This window comes from Lyngbya aestuarii BL J, assembly GCF_000478195.2.
GTDB classification, from domain to species: Bacteria; Cyanobacteriota; Cyanobacteriia; order Cyanobacteriales; family Microcoleaceae; genus Capilliphycus; species Capilliphycus aestuarii.
The window spans coordinates 1-20022 of sequence record NZ_AUZM01000093.1; the positions used below are offsets into that span (position 1 = coordinate 1).

The 20022-nt window shown below is 43.5% G+C and carries 13 protein-coding genes and 1 rRNA gene; 9 read left to right on the top strand and 5 right to left on the bottom strand.

The window, feature by feature from the left end:
* Positions 1-205: 205 nt before the first annotated feature.
* The 9 genes from M595_RS32545 to M595_RS24435 all read left to right on the top strand — a co-directional run bounded on the left by M595_RS32545 (position 206) and on the right by M595_RS24435 (position 16360).
* On the top strand, positions 206-982 hold the full coding sequence (locus tag M595_RS32545; RefSeq protein ID WP_023069227.1) for a D-alanyl-D-alanine carboxypeptidase: 777 nt from the start codon (positions 206-208) through the stop codon (positions 980-982).
* A 4-nt stretch (positions 983-986) separates the two neighbouring features.
* Complete coding sequence (locus M595_RS32550; RefSeq protein WP_023069219.1) at positions 987-1511, top strand: D-alanyl-D-alanine carboxypeptidase; 525 nt, start codon at positions 987-989, stop codon at positions 1509-1511.
* A 487-nt stretch (positions 1512-1998) separates the two neighbouring features.
* Complete coding sequence (locus M595_RS24405; protein WP_023069220.1) at positions 1999-2277, top strand: choice-of-anchor I domain-containing protein; 279 nt, start codon at positions 1999-2001, stop codon at positions 2275-2277.
* Positions 2267-2818 carry a calcium-binding protein gene (locus M595_RS24410; RefSeq protein WP_023069228.1) on the top strand — a complete coding sequence of 184 codons (552 nt, stop codon included), beginning with the start codon at positions 2267-2269 and terminating at the stop codon, positions 2816-2818. Before M595_RS24405 ends, M595_RS24410 begins: the two co-directional genes overlap by 11 nt.
* Before the next feature lie 205 nt (positions 2819-3023).
* On the top strand, positions 3024-5843 hold the full coding sequence (locus M595_RS30290) for a phytase (RefSeq protein ID WP_023069225.1): 2820 nt from the start codon (positions 3024-3026) through the stop codon (positions 5841-5843).
* Between the two features lie 621 nt (positions 5844-6464).
* Complete coding sequence (locus M595_RS30295) at positions 6465-9836, top strand: glycerophosphodiester phosphodiesterase family protein (protein ID WP_023069221.1); 3372 nt, start codon at positions 6465-6467, stop codon at positions 9834-9836.
* A gap of 377 nt (positions 9837-10213) precedes the next feature.
* Positions 10214-14152 (top strand): glycerophosphodiester phosphodiesterase family protein, encoded by a 3939-nt coding sequence (locus M595_RS24425; protein ID WP_023069226.1) that lies wholly within the window; start codon positions 10214-10216, stop codon positions 14150-14152.
* A 408-nt stretch (positions 14153-14560) separates the two neighbouring features.
* Entirely contained in the window at positions 14561-14803 is a 243-nt protein-coding gene (locus M595_RS24430) for a CU044_2847 family protein (protein WP_023069224.1), read from the top strand.
* Positions 14804-15346: 543 nt separating this feature from the next.
* Positions 15347-16360 (top strand): DnaJ C-terminal domain-containing protein, encoded by a 1014-nt coding sequence (locus M595_RS24435; RefSeq protein ID WP_023069218.1) that lies wholly within the window; start codon positions 15347-15349, stop codon positions 16358-16360.
* A gap of 95 nt (positions 16361-16455) precedes the next feature.
* Here the strand turns inward: M595_RS24435 and M595_RS24440 are convergent, their stop codons facing one another.
* The 5 genes from M595_RS24440 to M595_RS24455 form a co-directional block, all read right to left on the bottom strand.
* Positions 16456-18477, bottom strand: a complete 2022-nt coding sequence (locus M595_RS24440) for a ribonuclease catalytic domain-containing protein (protein ID WP_023069217.1) — start codon at positions 18475-18477, stop codon at positions 16456-16458.
* 8 nt (positions 18478-18485) lie between these two features.
* Positions 18486-18701, bottom strand: coding sequence for a 30S ribosomal protein S18 (gene rpsR / locus M595_RS24445; RefSeq protein WP_009784963.1), 216 nt, complete (start codon positions 18699-18701; stop codon positions 18486-18488).
* A gap of 71 nt (positions 18702-18772) precedes the next feature.
* Positions 18773-18961: a 50S ribosomal protein L33 gene (gene rpmG, locus M595_RS29685; protein WP_071809981.1), complete on the bottom strand. Its 189-nt coding sequence runs from the start codon at positions 18959-18961 to the stop codon at positions 18773-18775.
* 58 nt (positions 18962-19019) lie between these two features.
* The gene (locus M595_RS24450; protein WP_023069222.1) at positions 19020-19553 is read right to left on the bottom strand and encodes an RDD family protein; all 534 of its coding nucleotides are present in this window, start codon (positions 19551-19553) and stop codon (positions 19020-19022) included.
* Between the two features lie 173 nt (positions 19554-19726).
* A 23S ribosomal RNA gene (locus tag M595_RS24455) occupies positions 19727-20022 on the bottom strand; the annotation flags it as partial.

The following is a 20022-nucleotide window of genomic DNA, read 5'->3' on the forward strand; positions in this document are numbered from 1 at the left end:
GAACCCATTGACCAATCTCAGAGAAACCTTAAAAATTTTACCAAACAGTTATCGCCCTTTATCAGTGATCCGTTTTTACAGTGATCACTTCACAGTAAACAGTAACCCGTTGTTTGAGTTAACAGTTCTCAGTTCTTTTGCCTGTAACCTTTACCCTGTACCCTGTTAACTTGCCACTGAAGATCTGAAAAAAGAGGAATTAAGAATGTTAGATGTTTTTAGCTCGGGAGTCCTATTAGCATGGTTAGAGATGGCAGGTGTAGACCCAATTGAGTTGAATGCTGCCACTCGTCAAGTTTGGCAAGGTGGACTCTCTAAGTTAATCTTACTCGATCAACCTGACCCCATTGCCAGCGATCTGGTTCAACAATACCTTGACCGACTAGCTGCACGGGGATTATCGGATCAGGTACAAGGGGTCTGGATTCAAGCCGGCCCGATTTCTTTAGCGAATAATGTCGGGACAACACCCCTTCCGGCGGCTTCTCTAACGAAGGTGGCGACAACGCTTGCTGCTTTACAACAATGGACACCGGATTACCAATTTGAAACCTTGATCGCTACTTCTGGCCCGGTGGAAAATGGGGTGGTTCAGGGTGATTTAATTGTTGTGGGTAGCGGCGATCCGTTTTTTGTCTGGGAAGAAGGCTTTGCGTTGGGAAATACCCTCAACCAAATGGGGATTACTCAGGTGAGGGGAAATTTAATTATATCGGGGAATTTCTCGATGAATTATGAGTCGAATCCGATTAAAGCAGGGGAGTTTCTCAAACAGGCTTTAGATTCGAGATTGTGGCCTGCTGAAGCTGCCGCTCAATATGATCAACGAATGCCCCCCGGAACCGCTAGGCCGATTGTGGCGATCGCCGGGACGGTGCAACCTCAGTATACTGCTGTTCAAGCTACTCCTCTCGTTCGCCATCAGTCTTTGCCCCTGGCAGAAATTATCAAACAAATGAATATTAGATCGGAAGAGCAATAATTTGATGTCGGAGATGTTAGCTGAAAGTGTCGGCGGAGCAACTGTAGTTCGAGAAAAAGCCGCCTTAGCTGCGGGGGTTCCTGTTGAAGAAATTTCAATTATTAATGGCTCAGGATTAGGCCATGAAAATCAAATTTCTCCGAGAGCGGCGGTGTCAATGTTTATGGCATTGCAACAAAAATTAGAGGGGACAAATTTAAACGTTGCTGATTTATTTCCAGTCTCAGGACGGGATATTGGTACACTCGAATTTCGCAATCTTCCCCGTCATTCTGCGGTAAAAACGGGGAGTTTATTTGATGTGAGTGCTTTAGCAGGTGCCATTCCTACTCGGGATAGAGGGGTGGTTTGGTTTGCGATTATTAACCGAGGAACCGGGTTAGATAATTTGCGAGATCATCAAGATTGGTTGCTACAACAATTAACGAGTCAATGGGGAACTCCGGCAACATTACCCACTGCTATTTCTCCTCATATTGACGGCAGAAAACCTCAACTCGGAGATAGTAGTCGCAATGAAATTCTTTAAGATTATTTCTCCTCAATTTTAATCTTTGTATAGGTAGCTAAAGCTGCCTTTTTTATGCCCTAATATTGAGTGATAGAACACCACGCACCTACTCCTCGTCCCTAACTTTTGAGAAAAGTCCAATTCAACTCAAGTGGCCCTTTAAAAATACCCCTGTTCTGTAAAACTTATGTAAAGCTTGTGTAAAAAGACTTAAACCCATCCGTATACATAACCCCATTTTAACCTTCAACCCTTAAATTCTTGATGTAGTTACAAAGAACGCCTTTTATCTATTGTCAGACTCCTGATTTTTAGCAGAGATTGATCATTCAAGTTTTCTAGAACTCAACAAAGCTTAGAAGCTAGAATTAGGGGTATTATTTTGATTGTCTAGAAAAAAGTATCTCATTCATTTGTGATGTAAAAAGCGGCATTTTTTACAGTAATACAGTGAACCCATATCACTCAATCAATCATTTCTGAACCTGATTTATTCCCTTAACCTATGACTACCAATCAACTCACCGTTTTAGGCACTTACAAAACTAATTTTTTTGATGAAGGAGGGGCAACAATTCCTGCCTTTGACCCTGAGACAAATCGTTTATTTGTGATTAACGATGCGGACGGTGTTATCGATATTCTCGATATTTATAACCCGACAAACCCCACTAAAATTAGTGAACTTGAGATTTATAATTTTGGTAGCACTCCCACAGGTGTAGCCGTTCAAAACGGTATTGTTGCGGTAGCGGTTCAATCTGAAAGTGATATTGAACACTGATAATAATGACCTGATTTTAGCTGAAGCTGGTGATGATTTAGTTGCGGGTTTTTTGGGTGATGATATTATCGACGGGGGCGAAGGTGATGATGTTCTGCGAGGTGATTTAAACCGTCGTTTTCCCGGTGGAAATATTGGCGGAAATGACACTATTAACGGGGGTTTGGGTGATGACCGGATAGGCGGAAAAGCCGGAAATGATGCCTTGTTTGGGGATAATGGCGATGATGAAATTTTCGGTGATGATGGTGATGACTTGCTGCGAGGTGGTTTGGGTGATGATGTCCTCACAGGCGATGATTTCTCAGGCGGTCAAGGCGCCGATATGTTTATTTTAGCCGTTGGAGAAGGAACCGATACCATTACTGATTTTGAAGTCGGTATTGATGTCATTGGTTTAACGGAAGGCTTGAATTTTGAACAGTTAACGTTAGAAACTCAAGGAAAAAATACCTTGATTAATTTTGGCGAAGAAACATTAGCCATTCTCGAAAAAGTTGGGGTTGAAAGTTTAAATTTATCCGATTTTACTCTCGTTTAACCCTTTGTAGGATGGGTCAGATAGTTAAGTGAATTAACACCTTAACAAACCTTCCGGTTTGACCCATCACAAAACAGTTTAACGTTTCTATTTTTTATTGAGTTTTATGGGTCAGAAGCGTTCAATTAATTGGAGTATTCATCCGTTTTCGGTCTGACCCATCCTACAACAAAACGAAGGACAAACTATCTACCAGGGTTTTTTTATGCTATCCAACCAAACAACATTAAGCCGCAACACCGTTTCTTCTGTCGAATTTTTAGGCGAAGTTACCTTTCCCACTGACTTCAGCTTTGAAAATACAGAAGTTGGCGGACTTTCGGGTATTGTTTACGACGCAGAAAATCAAGTTTATTATAGCATTTCTGATGACCGTTACCAAAATAATCCCGCCCGATTTTATACCCTAGAAATTGACCTCAATGATGGCAGTTTAGATGAAGGCGATATTAATTTTGAGGAGGTTACAACGCTGTTAGATAAAAACGGCGAACCTTATCCAGAATTTAGTTTAGACCCCGAAGGAATTACCCTAACTGAAAACAACACCTTATTTATTTCTTCCGAAGGCAATGCAAACCAACTAATTGACCCCTTTATTAATGAATATTCTCTTAGTGGTGAACTTCTAGATAAACTTCCCATTCCCGAAAAATTTCTCCCCCCCGCCGACCAAACTAGCGGAATTCGCAACAACTTAGCTTTTGAAAGTTTAACCGTTTCCCCCGATAATAGCTACCTTTACACCGCCACAGAAAACGCCTTATTTCAAGATAGTCCAGCCGCAGATATTGACACCGAAAGTCTATCTCGGATTATTAAATACGACCTCGAAACCCGTCAACCTGTTCAAGAATTTGTCTATGAAGTTGATGCAATTCCAGAAATTCCTGAACCAGCCGATGCTTTTGCAGATAATGGTTTAGTTGAACTTTTGGCAACCGATAATAACGGTTCGCTTATCGCCCTTGAACGCTCTTTTGCAGTTGGAAAAGGTAACAATATTCGCTTGTACGAAGTCAAAACCCAAGGGGCTTTAGATGTTCAAAATTCAGAAGATTTATTCTGGGAGGAAGTTGGAATTCCATTTGAAATTGACCCCGCAGTTACCAAAGAATTATTGATTGATTTTGAAGCCGATTTTGGCATAACTCCTGATAATATTGAAGGAATGACATTCGGCCCCAAACTCTCCGACGGACGCCAAAGTTTAATTGTTGTTAGTGATAACAATTTTAACGAAACTCAAGTTACCCAATTTATCGGTTTAGCCTTAGAGTTTGACAGTTTACCCGCCGCCCAACCCGTTCTAGAAACGCCTTATACTGTCGATGAAAAAGACAATTCAGAAGCCGCTTTAACCGGAGATTCCGACGACCCGGCGATTTGGATTAATCCCGAAAATCCCGAACAAAGTTTAGTTATTATCACCTTGAAAGATGGGGGTTTAGCAACCTTAGATTTAAACGGGGAAATTGTTGAAGAAATTTTACCTGCATCTTTTGGTGAAATTCGCTATAATAATGTTGACCTAGTTTATGACTTCAAACTCAGTGAAGAAACCGTTGATTTAGCAGTCGCCAGCGATCGCCAAAATGATACTCTGGCAATTTGGAAAATTGATCCTGAAACGTTACAGTTAGTTGATGTTACTGCTAATAATATTCTCGAAACGATTTTCGGGGTTGATGATGGGGAACAAACTGCTTATGGTTTAGCCACTTATAAAAGTCCGATTTCTGACAATTCTTATGCCTTTGTAACGCAAGCCGACAGCAACCAATTTGCCCAGTTAGAGTTAGTAGATAACGGTTTAGGTCAAGTCGATGCTAATCTCGTCCGAACAATTGAATTACCGGTACCTACAGGCGATGCAGAAGATTCTCAATCTGAGGCGATTGTTGTTGATCAAGAATTGAGTTTTGTTTATCTGGCGATGGAAAATGAAGTGGGAATTCTCAAGTTCCAAGCCGAACCAGATGCGGGGGATAATTTTGAGGTGGTGTACAACGTCGAAGATGATATTCTTGTACCCGATTTAGAAGGCTTAATTCTCTACTACGGCGACAACGGGAATGGTTATTTAATTGCTTCGAGTCAAGGCGATTCTAGTTATGGTTTGTTTGAACGGGCGGGAAATAATGAATTCCTCGGTCAGTTTATTATTGCAGGAAATGGCGACATCGATCAAATAAATGAAACGGATGGTTTTGATATAACAAACGTTGCTTTGGGTTCGGCTTTTCCGAATGGATTATTTGTCGTTCACGATGGCGCAAATGACCCTCTATCAGTGGTTCAAGATGAAGAAGAACTGGAAAATAATAGTACCAATTTTAAGTTTGTTCCTTGGGAAAGTGTGGCGAATGCGTTCCCCGAATCTTTAATTATTGATACCAATAGTTACAATCCCCGCAACCCCAATTCTAGTTTAATTGGCGGAACATTTGAAGCGGAAACCTTACTGGGAACCGCAGAAAATGACCTCTTTAACGCAGGTGACGGAAATGATACCGTTGCGGGTGGACTCGGAGATGACCAAATTTACGGAAGTTTTGGGGATGATGTCTTGCGGGGTGACGCAAATACTCGTTCTCCTGGCGGTTCCGAGGGCGGTAATGATACCCTTTTTGGAGGTTTGGGAAATGACCGACTCGGCGGAAAGGGCGGTAATGATCAACTATTTGGCGGCGCTGATGATGATGAAATTTGGGGAGATGATGGGGATGACCTCTTGCGTGGAGGCTTGGGGAATGATACCCTAACGGGGGATGATTTTTCGGGGGGTCAAGGCATCGATACTTTTGTTCTGGCTGTGGGTGAAGGAACAGACACGATCACAGATTTTGAGTTAGGAATTGATCAGTTAGCGTTAACCGCAGGTTTGACTTTTGAACAGTTATTCATAACCACAGAAGGAAGCAGTGCTGTGATTGCAGTGGGAGATGAAACGTTGGCTATTTTAAATGGTGTTGAAGCAACCAGTTTAATCGATAATTCGGATACAATCTTTACTCAAATTTAAGAGTTTAAACTTAACCGGGGAGTGTTAATCATTCCTCGGTTATATTTCGATAACTCGGTCTTTAGTTCTACTTTAGTATGAAACACACTTCAGAAAACCCTGCTAATTCAAAGGGTGACAATTGAGTTATTAGTTATATGGATATCGCCAATTCTTTAAAACTGTTGAAGAATGCAAAAGCTCTATATAAGTGATTTTGGAAGGATTTTAGACTGTTGTATAGTGCAACTATAAACTTATTTTTTACTTTAAGTATATACACTATTCCCTCTAGACTATACCATTGTTTATCAATAAAGCCTATTGTCTATACCTTTACTTATAGCGCTACTTGAATCGGGAACAGGGAACACCGGATCTGGGAACAGTAGACTGTGAAAGGGTTTTAGGATCTAGAAATGTCCTAACTTAAATGCGTAGTGCTATAACAATTTTAATTTCTCATAGGTTTTAGTTGATATTTAATTAAATGATATTCATTTCTTAACCTTGAGCATTTAATATGAATCTGACCAAAGAATAAAACCAAAATTTGCTGAAAAGTTTGTGAAATTATATTTATTTCCTGACAACTTTTCGGTGAATAGTTTACTTGAAATCTTTTGATTTGGAGAACACTAAATGTCTGTAATAGACGGAAAAACAGCTTCATCCGCCTACGTTTTTAACGTACCCGACGGCCCCGACGGCCCCCACTACGATATTCAACCCCTCGTTACCGTGGGCGATGAAGTTCCCCTCCTCGAAGGTGAATTTGGGGAATTTACCACCAGCGATAGCGAAACCTACCCGATGGTGGGAATTCCTGACGGTTTGGGCTACACAGAAATTGACGGCCTCAAATACGTTTGGATGAACCACGAGTTGCGGAGTGGGGTGATCACCGATAACGCCGAAGGTGTGGTTAATGGGGCGCGAGTTTCCCTGTATGTATTTGATGAAAATTGGAATGCGATCGGTGGAAAAAACCTGATCGAAGACGTTGAACTCGATGGCATTACCTACAGCCTCAACTCCGGAACCGGAAACTACGAAGACCCAGACGGAAACATTTACAACTTCGCAGGTCACGATAACTTCTCCCGCTTCTGTTCAGGTTATCTAGCCTCTGAAGGGTTCGTCGATGAAAATGGGGAAAGTATACCGATCTATTTTGCCCCCGAAGAAGTCGATGCCGGGGCTGCAATTGCTGTCACACCCGATGGAACAGCATCTCCCATTCCCGGGTTTGGTCTTTTTTCCAAAGAACAGGTTTACCCCGCTTCTGAGTATCGGGCGGAAAATTCCGATCAAACCGTCATGCTGTCAATGGAAGACGAAAACGACGGCGAAATTTATATGTATGTTGGCGATCAAACAGACGAAGATCCCAACGGCTTCCAAGATACGACCGATAGTTTATACGTTCTGCGGGTTAAAGACACCGAAGGCAACATCTTTACCTTTGAAGATATGCCGGAAAACGAAGAATTGACCGGAGAATGGGTATCCGTTCCCGACTTAGTAACCCTCAACCGCGATCCCAACGCCCTTTCCAGTTGGGTCAATAATACCTTCAATACCCTCAGCGGAGAACCCCCGTTAGTGATCGCCCACCGAGGTGCCAGCGGAGATTTACCCGAACATACTTTACAAGCCTACGAACTGGCAATAGACCAAGGTGCAGACTTCGTTGAACCCGACTTGGTGAGTACAAAAGATGGGGTTCTGATCGCCCGTCATGAACCAATGTTAGACGATACCACCAACGTCGCAGAAGTATTCAGTCCTGACCGGATGTCTACTAAACTGTTAGATGGCCAAGAAGTGACCGCTTATTTTGCCGAAGACTTCACCTTAGAAGAAGTCAAGCAACTGCGGGCGGTTCAACCCCGGAGTTATCGAGATCAATCCTTTAACGGTGAGTTTGAAATTCCGACATTCCAAGAAGTGATTGAATTGGTTCAGGATATCGAAGCTGAAACCGGAAAACAAATCGGAATTTATCCCGAAACCAAACACCCTACCTTCTTTGATGAACAGGGATATTCCCTCGAAGAACCCCTAGTCGAAACCTTACAGGCAACAGGCTTCACCGACCCCAACCGTATCTTTATTCAGTCCTTTGAAGTTGCCAACCTGCTAGATTTACAAAATAACCTATTACCCACAGAAGGTTTAGAAAATCTACCCCTAGTCCAACTTTACGGGGATGTTGAAGACAACTTTATCAACTCCGGTGGCGGCGGTTTCTCCGTTCCTTACGATATTACATTTAATTCTGAACTGGGTGAAGCAGAACTACGCTCAATTTACGGCGATTTGGTCGATATTGTACCCGACTTTGCCACAGATGTGGACGGAGATGGTGTTTCCGACACCACCTATCAAGATTTATTCAACCCGGAAGTGATTGATTATCTCGGCGAAACCTACGCAGAAGGGTTGGGGCCGTGGAAAAATAGCTTTATCCTGCGAGAATCTATCGAAACTCCCGTCGATGGTAATGGTGATGGCAACGCTGAAATTACTAGCCAACTCACCGGAGAAGTTCGTCCTCTAGTAGACTGGGCGCATGATGCAGGGTTACAGGTTCACCCCTACACACTACGAAACGAAGAACGCTTTTTAACCTTAAACCCAGATGGTACTCCCCAAACGCCGGAACAGGAGTTCCAACAACTGACCGATATCGGGGTGGATGGTTTCTTTACTGACTTCCCTGAAACAGGTCGTATGGTTGTCGATGAAATTATCGAGGAAAAAGCCGGAGATCCTAATTCAACTAATTTCCGTCGTCCCGAAGATATTCATGAAGACCCGAACAACCCCGGTGAGTTTTACCTTGTCACCACCGGACGCCCGGAACGCAACGGTTCGTTAACCGAAGACGCAGAAACTCCCGAAGAAGCTGATAACCCCTACGGTAAGTTACACCGTCTGATTTTAAATCCTGAAGATCCCACTGGGGATGCCACTTTTGAATTTCTGCTTGAAGGTGGGCCAGAAACCGGAATTAGCTACGATAACATGGTCGTTGACAGCAACGGGAACGTGTTGATGCAAGAAGACGAAACCGGTTTTGGGGGAGATATTCTCAACGCTGAAGGTCGCTACGGTAGTGTTGTTTCCTATAATATTGCTGAAAATGAAGGTGTTGTCGGTGATGATCAAGTAGACTTCCTGTTTGAAAATAGTACCGCTTTCATCGATCCTACTCGATTTGGTCGTTATGGCAGTTGGGAGTCTTCTGGAATTATTGAAGTTCCCGAGGGGTATTTGTTTGATGTTCAAGCAGGTACTATCCGAGATACCGAACTTCCCGATGGTAGTGTTGTTGGGACGAATGCTGCGGGTACTGTTTACTATGAAGGACAGTACGCCCGAGGCGGTCAACTCATTCTTACTGTTCCTGCGGACATGATTTCCGGTAGCGGTGAATTTGTTGGTGGTGATGCGGGTGAAATTCTCACTGGTAGCGCTGAAATGGATACTGTTGCGGGCGGTTTGGGTGATGACCTAATTGACGGTGGCGAAGGTGATGATGTTCTGCGAGGGGATGCAAACCGTCGTTCTCCCGGTGGGACTGTTGGCGGTAATGATGAAATCTATGGGGGTCCCGGAAATGACCGTATTGGCGGTAAAGCGGGATATGACTTCCTGTTTGGCGAAGAGGGCGACGATGAAATCTTCGGCGATGATGGCAATGACCTGTTAGATGGTGGTTTAGGACATGACACTTTAACCGGGGATGACTTCTCGGGTGGTACAGGTCGTGATACGTTTGTATTGGCCGCAGGAGAAGGAACTGACCTTTTTGTTGATTTTGAAGTCGGTATCGATTTCTTAGGTTTGAAAGGCGGTTTAACGGCTGAAGAATTGTCTTTTACTCAAGTTGGAAGTGATACTGAAGTCGGCACTGTTAGCGAAGTTCTCGCAATTTTAGAAGGTGTGAATGCTAGCGATTTAACGGCTTTAATTGGTGGGGAAAGTGATCTGTTTTTAACAGTCTAGTTCACACCTAATTTTAGAACTGGGGAGTTTCATTAACTCCCTGGTTTTTTATTGCGATTTTTATCAAAAAAATTATTGTTATGATCGTAGACAATAAAAATAATTTGAGTTAAATCAAAACTTTTAACTGTATTTTAATTTAAGTATAATCCTACCTTAAACTTTGAGTGATATCTTATCTACGTGAGTCTGGTAAGAATAATTTATTTAATAAAATTACCGGCTTAACTCTTTTTTTCTGCGATCATTTTCAACAGAAATTAAGGCGATAAAATGCGATCTGTTTCAATTATCCTAGTCCAAAAAGTGTTGGCAAGTCTGGGTGTAGTACCAAACGATTTAATCAATTCATCAAAACTTAGCATCTACCCCAAATTATGGAAAACATCAAACTCGTTGGTTTTGCATCACTTCCGGCTGATACGTTTGCAGAAGGGCAGCAGTCTGGTGGAGATAATGGTAACGGTGAACCCATTTCTGCCAATGGAAGAACAGGCCCTTTTGATGGACAACCCGTTCAAGGATTTAGCGGGGTACAATTTGCCCCCGGAAGCGACGGCGATACATTTTGGTTTCTCTCCGATAACGGTTTTGGAAATATCAGAAATAGTTCCGATTATTTACTGCGTGTCTATCAAGTTTATCCCGATTTTGTGGGAACAGAAAACGGTGATGGAACCGTAGATGTTCAAGGTTTTGTACAGCTTTCAGACCCAAATAATTTAATCCCGTTTGAAATTATTAACGAAGGAACAGAAGACCGTTTATTAACCGGATCTGACTTTGATATTGAATCCATTGTTGTTCGAGAGAATCAAGTTTGGATCGGCGATGAATTCGGCCCTTATTTGTTGGAATTTGATACCAATGGAGTTCTTCAACAAGCACCCATTTCTACTCCCAATATTCCCACGCTTAATACGTTAAATGGACAAGAACCGATCATTATCGGACATCGAGGCGCAAGCGGCCCCCGTCCAGAACATACCCTTGATGGTTTCCGGTTGGCATTGGAACAAGGGTCAGATTTCATTGAAACTGACTACGTGATGACAAAAGATGGCGTTCCTATCGTTCGTCACGAACCTCTACTCAACAACACCACCGATATTTTAGACCATCCAGAATTTAGCGATCGCGAAACGACAAAAGTTATTGACGGGGTTGAATACACGGGATTTTTTGCTGAAGATTTTACCCTAGAAGAAATTAAAACACTACGGGCAAAACAACCCCTTTCGGTACGAAGCGATGCCTTTGATGGGGACTATGAAATTCCCACAATGGCGGAAGTCATTCAGTTAGTTAAAGACTACGAAGCCGAAACCGGAAAGAAAGTCGGCATTGTTCACGAACTGAAACATAACCAATATTTTGATAGTATTGGTCTGAATTTGGAAGAAGCAACGGTTCAGGTTTTAGTTGAGGAAAACTTTACCGACCCCCAACAAAATATCATCCAAACCTTCCAAATTGCACCCCTAATTCGTCTGGATAATGAAATTATGCCAGAGGCGGGAATTGATGTACCTTTGCATCAACTTACCGGGGCTGCAACGGAAGATTCTAGTCCGGGGTTTTCTTTCCCCTACGATATTGTTGCTAATTTCAGTAATCCTGATTTTACCCAAGAAGATGCCCGTGAGGTTTATGGGGATTTAGTTGATATTATCGATTTGGGTGTCGATACCGGATATGGTGATTTGTTGGCATTGCCAGAATTTTATGACTTCATGGCAACCTACGCCGAAGCGGTTAACCCCTGGAAAAATACCATTCTCCTCCGCGAAGGACTCGAAGAACCTGTTGATGGGGATGGTAACGGAGACGCAGAAATTCGCAGCCAGTTAACCGGGGAAATCTTTCCGTTAATTGAACTCGCCCACGATGCGGGATTATTGGTTAACGTTTACACATTGCGGGATGAAGAACGTTATTTAACCCTTGACCCCGACGGTTCGGTACAAACCCCTCAAGAAGAAGCCGAAGATTTAATTCAGTTGGGCGCTGATGGGTTAATTGGGGACTTCCCTTTAACTATCGATCAGGTACGCGATCAAATTGTTGCTGAAGAAGTGCGGGCGCCGCAAAATCCTGACTTACAGTTTAATACGTTAACAGGCGAACCACCCATTGTGATTGCCCACCGAGGAGCTAGCGGTGAGCGTCCGGAACACACCTTAGAAGCCTACAACCGGGCGATCGCCCAGGGGGCAGATTTTATTGAACCGGACTTGGTTTCGACCGCAGATGGAGTTCTCATCGCCCGTCACGAAAACGAACTTTCGGGTACAACCGACGTTGCAGATCGACCGGAATTTGCGGATCGTTTTACCACAAAAATGATCGATGGTCGGGAAGTTTCCGGTTGGTTTAGCGAAGATTTCACATTAGGCGAAATTAAAACCCTACGAAGTATTGAACGCATTCCCGAACTGCGTCAGGAAAATACTGAATTTGATGGGTTGTTTGAAGTTCCCACACTCGAAGAAATAATTCAACTGGTCAAAGATATTGAAGCCGAAACCGGAAAAGAAATCGGCATTTATCCCGAAACCAAACATCCCACCTACTTCGACGAAATCGGTCTTTCCCTAGAAGAACCTTTAATTGAAACTTTGGTTGACAACGACTTCACCGATCGCGATCGGGTATTTATTCAATCCTTTGAAGTCGGCAACCTCAAGGAACTCAACAACTCCATTATGCCCGATGCGGGTGTCGATTTGCCGTTGGTTCAACTTGTTGGCGGAGGCGGTGCGCCCTATGATTTAGTTGTAAGTGGGGATGAACGCACCTATGCCGATTTAATCACCCCCGAAGGACTCGAAGAAGTCGCCACCTATGCTGATGGAATTGGGCCGTCTAAGCGGCGAATTCTGCCCGTTGAAACCGTTGATCGCGATGGAGATGGTGAACCGGATGACTTGAATGGCGATGGCTTTATTAGTGATGCAGACCGAGTTTTGGGCGAACCGACTTCTGTAATTGAGGATGCCCACGATGCGGGATTATTGGTTCATCCTTACACCCTGCGGAATGAAGACTTCTTCCTGGCTAGCGACTACAACGGCGACCCTGGCGAGGAATTTGAACAGTTGATCGAATTGGGTGTTGATGGCTTCTTTACCGACTTCCCCGCAACTGGACGGGTGGAAGTGGATCAGGAGATTGAACTGCCGAATTTATCGGGTTCTCGCGGTTATGAGGGTATGGCATTTAGTCCCGATTTAACCACTTTATATCCCTTGTTAGAAGGGTCTGTACAAGGTGATCCAGAAAATGCCCTGCGGATCTATGAAGCGGATGCTGAAACAGGAGAATTTACAGGTTTAGTCGGGTTTTATCCAACTGATGTTCCGGGTCATGCGATTGGTGATTTTACTCCCATTAATGACACTGAATTTATGGTAATTGAACGGGATGGTGGTCAAGGAGAATCTGCCGAATTCAAGAAGATTTTCAAGATCGATATTTCTCAAGTCGATGAAAACAATTTTGTTGAGAAAGAAGAACTGGTTGATCTGTTGAATATTGCTGACCCTGATGACCTTAACGGCGATGGTGAAACAACTTTTACTTTCCCGTTTGTCACCATTGAAGATGTGTTGGTTCTCGATGAAAAAACCATTCTCGTCGCCAACGACAATAATTATCCTTTTTCTGTTGGTCGGGGGCCAGATATCGACAACAACGAAATCATCAAACTCGAACTTGATGAACCTCTTGACCTCGATCCTCGTTTAGGACGTCCTTCTACTACACCCACCGATGGAGATGATGTTCTGACGGGTTCAGCTAATAGTGAAACCATTGCGGGTCTTCTCGGCGATGACGAAATCTTCGGCGGAGATGGCGATGATATTCTGCGAGGCGACCTCGATAGCCGTGACCCCCAAGTTAATATTGATGGCGGCGACGACACTATTCACGGCGGTCTGGGTAATGACCAAATTGGTGGTAAAGCCGGAGATGACGAACTGTTCGGGGAAGTTGGTGATGACGAGATCTTCGGCGATGATGGTGATGACCTCATTCGCGGGGGGTTAGGAAATGATATTCTCCAGGGGGATGACTTCTCTGGGGGTAAAGGTGACGATACCTTTATTTTGGCGATCGGGGAAGGAACAGATACGATTATTGATTTTGAAGTTGGAAGTGACTTGATTGGTTTAGCCGATGGTTTAGCCTTTACTGACCTCAGTTTAACTTCTGAAAGTGGCAATACTGCGATCGCATTTGGCGATGAAGTTTTAGCCCTAGTTGGAGGTGTTGATGTTGGCAGTTTCACCGAAGATTCTTTCACTTCCGTTTAACTGATTTTCCCCATTAAAAAATAGTTCCCTCTTGTCTTTTAGAAGAGGGGGCTAGAGGCTAAGGTCAAACTCCAAATACGATCGCAGTTCCCTTAATTCTCTACCTCCGTGATCACCAACATTACGGTGATAATTAGGGGACTTTAAGTTTATAACAATGTTACCTGACTTGTAAAAAAGTAATCCAAATTACCCCGCATAATTGGGGGTTTGGCGGCAAAGTCGTTTACAAATGATTTCTTATTGCTATATGTAGTTTTAGATATTTAATAATCCTAAAAATACTCCCCTCGCCTTCTAGAAGAGGGGTTGGGGGAGAGGTCGAGAGGGGTTGGGATAAAAGGAATAAACCCAGAATTAAGGCATATAATGGAGTAACGCACCTCAAGCTTGGGAGAGACTTCATCCATGTCGATGAAAATCACAGAAATCGAAGGGCAAAACGGTCAAAAAATTTATATTCAATACGACGAAGACGACAACGACGATTTGCAAGCGGTGGGATATGTTGATGATATTGCCGAACGAACCCGGAAATATCAAGAAGTCCTGAAAAGTACCATACGGGGATACTCACAACTGGTTCTCGATCGCGTCAAAACCGCCATCCCCGAAGGTTCACCACCGAGTAAAGTCACACTTCTTTTCTAGATTTGAAACGCATTTTTAGTTAATCTTCAAATGCCTTGGCTTAACTCTGTGCAAAAATTCTCAATTCCTCAACAGCAGTTCACAATCAAAACCGTAGGATATTCGTCATACCGTAGCGGGAGGTTTGGAGGCAATAGAGTTGAAAAATGGTTTGGCGATCGCTATATTCTCAATTAGATATCGTGACGAAATAATAACATACCTTATCACTTCCGATGCCGATCAGAGGTACGGAAATTGCGATCGCCATTTCAGCAAGAACCGAACCCAGATCGACGTGAACCTTTGATAAGTTAGACGAGTCATAGTATAACTCGCAAGATTTTCAGACTTCGTTAGATCATTTTCCTGACATCAGGTTTTGGTATTGCTAGGTTCTGACTAATCCTAGACAGATACATTGCTAATTCTCATCTGGGTCAGACCGTTATAAAGTCTTGAGATGTGTGTGTTTAGGGAAGGGATAACGAAATGCTGGAGATGCGTAGATTAAGTATTTGTGTGAAATAATCAACGAGGATAGTATTCAGAGGAAGGTAGTGAATGGCTGCGACTGACTATAAAGACTATTATGCAATTTTGGGTTTAAGTAAAACGGCGACCGCCGATGAGATCAAAAAAGCTTATCGTAGATTAGCGCGTAAATATCATCCGGATCTGAACCCCGGCGACAAAACAGCGGAAGCTCGCTTTAAAGAGGTGAATGAAGCCTATGAAGTGCTGTCCGATCCGCAAAATCGCAAGAAGTATGATCAATATGGTCAATACTGGAATCAAGCGGGATCTTCAAGCCGATGGCCTTCTGGTGGGAAAACAACAGTAGATTTTAATAACTTAGATTTTAGCCAGTTTAGTAGTTTTGATGAGTTTATCAATTCTTTATTAGGTCGAACTGGAGCGGGGACGCGCCCAGGTGGATCTGGAAGTCGCAGCTACTCCTATCGAACCAGTACAGGTAGAACAACGGGATTTGGTGGTGGTTTTGAGGATGTTTCCTCGGGTTACAGCAGAAGCAACTCTAAAAATTCTTCTCTAGATCAAGAAGCGACTCTCTCTTTAAGTTTGAGTGAGGCGTTTCGAGGGGTTAAAAAGCAAGTCGGTGGGGGTGAAGTTTCGATTCCACCAGGTGTCAAGTCGGGAAGTAAAATTCGGGTTCGGGGTCAAGGTCAAGTCGATCCCTATACGCAGCAACGGGGTGATTTGTACTTAAAAGTTGAGATTTTACCGCACTCGTTTTTTCAATTTGAGGGTGATCATTTAATTTGTGAAGTCCCGGTGACACCTGATGAATTAGTATTAGGAGGAGCGATTGAAATTCCCACTCCGGATGGTTTGGTCACGATGAATATTCCGGCGGGTATTCGCTCAGGACAAACGTTACGATTACGGGGTAAAGGTTGGATTAAACCTAAAGGCGGTGGACGCACCGATCAATTCGTGAAACTGGTGGTTGTTCCGCCCAAAGATCTAAGTTCGATAGAGCGAGAGTATTATGAGAAAATTAGAGCCAATCGGAGTTTTGATCCCCGTAGTGATTTACAGCAAATAAAGCTTTAAATAGACGAAAACTGAGGGAAAAGAAACAAAAGAAATGTAACTAGACTTTTCCCCAGTCACCCTAATTTTAATCAAAGATTATGGCTTCTTTTAACTCAGGAAAATGCGGGTTCAGTTGCTTGGTCTGTTATTTCCTGAAATTGAATAATATCTTGTCTGGGGTCAACATGAGCCACCTTCACTGTAAAACGTTCTCCAAGTTGGGCATTGCGATTAAATCGCATCGGTAACTCAACCGCAAGTTCTTCGAGGAGAAGCAGTCCTAAATTACTGTCTTCACGCAGCCACCGTAATAAAATCGCTTGCCACGTTTGATCGAGGTGACGGCGAAGAAACTCCAAACTCCAGTAACGATTAGTTTCTCGTTCAACTTTTGAGGCTTCCTTGACAGCAGGGCCTAAGCTCATCACCATCTCTTGCATCTGCTCAGTTGAAAAGGGAGGAGTTTCTCCTCGCAGATGAGCTTTAATTTGAAAATGCGTCAGTAAATCACTATAGCGGCGAATCGGAGAAGTCACTTGAGTATAGGTTTCTAAAGCTAAACTCGCATGGCGAGCAGGCGTTAAACTGACTTCGCTGCGGGGCATATAACGACGCATCGCACAAGAACGTACCGCACCAGCAGGCAATTGTAGAAGTTCTTCGGCAGGCGGTAATTCAGGTTGAGGTTGACTACGATAAGGTAACGCTAAATTATGCGCCTGACCATAACGAGCCGCCACTTCACCGGTTAAAATCATCATCTCAGCGACAATTTGTCGAGAAGGAGAATCATCTAAAACTTTAATGATGATCTCGTCTTCTTCGACTTTAATCAGAGACTCAGGCATATAAATACTAATTGCGCCTTGAGAGTCTCGCCACTGCTTGCGTCGTTTTGTCCAAGTCGCCAGAGCTTCGATTTCGGGTTCGGCTGTGATACCCAAATGCAGCATCTCGTCCACATCATCATAGGTGAGGCGGTAGGTCGGCTTAATCGTGCTGGCATGGATACTATAATCTTGAACCTGGCCGCTTTCATCTAAAATCACAGCAAAGCTTAAAGCACAACACAGTTTACCCTCCACTAGACTCATCGGCCCAGTTGCTAGTTCCGAGGGAAACATTGGGATAATCCCCGTTGGTAAATAAACTGTTGTGGTACGTCGTCGAGCTTCGAGATCGAGTTCATCGCCGGGAGAAAGCAAGCGGGTTGGATCAGCAATATGAATCCATAATCGCTGCTGACCATCTGGCATAAATTCTACACTCAAGCCATCATCAATCTCACGGGTACTCTCGTCATCGATAGTATAGACTTTGAGACGGGTCAGATCCAGACGGTTTGTATCGGGATCATCGGGCGGCTGAGAATTTAGAAGCTGTTGAGCCACTTCAAGTACCTGCATAGGAAACTGTGTGGGAATCTGAGTACGACGTAGTGATAAATTCTCGTGAGGACTCCAGACCCCTAAATCCACCAGCAGTTCCAATGCACCACTTGCAGTTTGGGGACGTTCCAAAGTGGCTAAAGTTTCAAAGGCTGAAGTCACATGAGATGTTTCTTCTCCATTTAAAGCTAAACGCTCTAAGGCATCCAAGCGGGGTCGGTCACTATTGTGCCATTCTGTAACCGTTCCAGCTAAACACTCTTTGACTCGATTCCAAAATTCTTGCGTTTCTTGTAGTCGCTGCTGCTCAACCTGCTGCTGATGTTTGATCTCCGCGACTTGATTGGGTGAGCGAGGTTCGTAGCGATCGCCTTTTTGTTTAAAGTAAAGCTTGTCGTCACAAAGAAGAAGATGACTCGCATAGCATTGGTGAGAATCCTTGGCAGAGAATAGCAGCATTGCCATTTCTTGGGGACTCACTGTTTCTCCCTGCTCAACCAAAATTTCCCAAGCAATCTCTAGACTGGAGGGATCGATATAAGGCTCTAATTCTTGAAAGAACGTCGGTATATCCGATGGCGTGTAAGTTTGTCCTGTTACTTCGTAAGTAATTTGTCGAGGATGAATTGTATGAGAGCTTCCTTGCTCATCAATAATAATCCAATGCTTTTTTCCTTCAGGACGATCAGCAACGCCGAGACGACGCTCCCCGTGTACTCTAAATTCAATCAGCGTTCCCTTTTCCACCAATTCCCTTAGCCTTCTTTATTTACGAAGGGCAACATGGCTAAAATTCTAGCTTGTTTGATAGCTTTTGTCAGGTCTCGCTGCTGTTTGCAAGTCAAACCTGTAATTCGACGGGGAAGAATCTTTCCTCGTTCTGTCACAAATTTACGAAGCAATTCAATATTTTTGTAATCGATTGGGGTTTTAGGGTCAATGGGAGAAACTTGGCGACGAAAGTAACTCATTGTGTTGTATTCCTTGTTCTAAATTGGTGAATTGAGTTGTAAATGAGATTTGGGTTTCTGCTTGAGAATTACTACTTAATTTCTTTATGGACGGTGTGCTTATTACAGTGAGGGCAGAACTTTTTCAATTCCAGTCGTGAGGATGTATTTCGACGATTTTTTTCGGTAGTGTATCGAGAAACCCCTTTCGAGCGTTTATCAGAGTTAGTACGACACTCTGTACATTCTAATGTAATGATAATCCGAACACCTTTAGCCATAATCCTATAAAATCTCAGATAGTTTTATTGATGCAAACAATATATGCACAATCATTAATTATTTCATATCTTTTTTGATTTTGTCAACCCACCTGCGAATCTTAATATCAAGCGAGTAGCCTCGTTGAGTCCCAACAATAATAGTTCGACCCAAGCGATCATGAAAAGTTTGGGGATTGCGAGTCGTATCAAAGAGAGCTAGACCACAGTCTACACTAATAGGAATCCAAAATAACAAAATTCCGGCGTTACCAGAAACAAGACCACTTAATCCTAACGTTGCTAAATAAACACAGATACCCATTACTCCTTCTCGTCTAGATAATTCTAAGATACCAGGAGTTCTGCTATACCGGAAGTCAATCACTTTTTGATCAAAAGCCCAACGTCCTAAACTTTGTCCTTGATTTTTAGCCACCAAAAAGACTCGCAGGCTCAACCACAACAAGATAAACAAAAAAAATCTCAGAACTCCATTAAAACTGAGGAGGGAACTGAGCAACCAAACAACAAATAGGTCAGTCCCTAGAGCCGCAGAGCGACGCCAAGTCGGTACTTTTGGATAAGTAGGCGGAACTAAATCTGAACTCATCGTTGTTAATGACAGATTATATTCGTAAACTCTCTCTACTTCTTCTATCCTGACACGTTCTAGCGGGACTGGCTATCTATCTATATAAAAAAACCAAAACCTCCTCCTGAAACTCCAGAAAGAGGTTAAATAAGCAAAACAAAGAAGACTGCATAGAGTTTTCAGAAGTAACAGAGGTCAAGCCCTCGGTCTGTTAGTGTGCCTTGGCTACATCCATTGCTGGACTTCCACCGAGCACCTATCAACGGGTAATCTGCCCGTGACCTTACTGGGTTAACCCATGAGAGCACTCATCTTGAGGTGGGCTTCCCACTTAGATGCTTTCAGCGGTTATCCGCTCCGCACATGGCTACCCTGCGTTTACCGTTGGCACGATAACAGGTACACCAGCGGTGCGTTCCTCCCGGTCCTCTCGTACTAGGGAGAACTCCTCTCAATGCTCTTGCGCCTGCACCGGATATGGACCGAA

Coding starts and splice junctions, on each gene's coding strand:
- M595_RS32545 (WP_023069227.1), top strand. CDS start 206: ATGTTAGATGTTTTTAGCTCGGGAGTCCTATTAGCATGGTTAGAGATG.
- M595_RS32550 (WP_023069219.1), top strand. CDS start 987: ATGTCGGAGATGTTAGCTGAAAGTGTCGGCGGAGCAACTGTAGTTCGA.
- M595_RS24405 (WP_023069220.1), top strand. CDS start 1,999: ATGACTACCAATCAACTCACCGTTTTAGGCACTTACAAAACTAATTTT.
- M595_RS30290 (WP_023069225.1), top strand. CDS start 3,024: ATGCTATCCAACCAAACAACATTAAGCCGCAACACCGTTTCTTCTGTC.
- M595_RS30295 (WP_023069221.1), top strand. CDS start 6,465: ATGTCTGTAATAGACGGAAAAACAGCTTCATCCGCCTACGTTTTTAAC.
- M595_RS24425 (WP_023069226.1), top strand. CDS start 10,214: ATGGAAAACATCAAACTCGTTGGTTTTGCATCACTTCCGGCTGATACG.
- M595_RS24430 (WP_023069224.1), top strand. CDS start 14,561: ATGTCGATGAAAATCACAGAAATCGAAGGGCAAAACGGTCAAAAAATT.
- M595_RS24435 (WP_023069218.1), top strand. CDS start 15,347: ATGGCTGCGACTGACTATAAAGACTATTATGCAATTTTGGGTTTAAGT.
- rpsR (WP_009784963.1), bottom strand. CDS start 18,701: ATGAGTTACTTTCGTCGCCAAGTTTCTCCCATTGACCCTAAAACCCCA.
- rpmG (WP_071809981.1), bottom strand. CDS start 18,961: ATGGCTAAAGGTGTTCGGATTATCATTACATTAGAATGTACAGAGTGT.
- M595_RS24450 (WP_023069222.1), bottom strand. CDS start 19,553: ATGAGTTCAGATTTAGTTCCGCCTACTTATCCAAAAGTACCGACTTGG.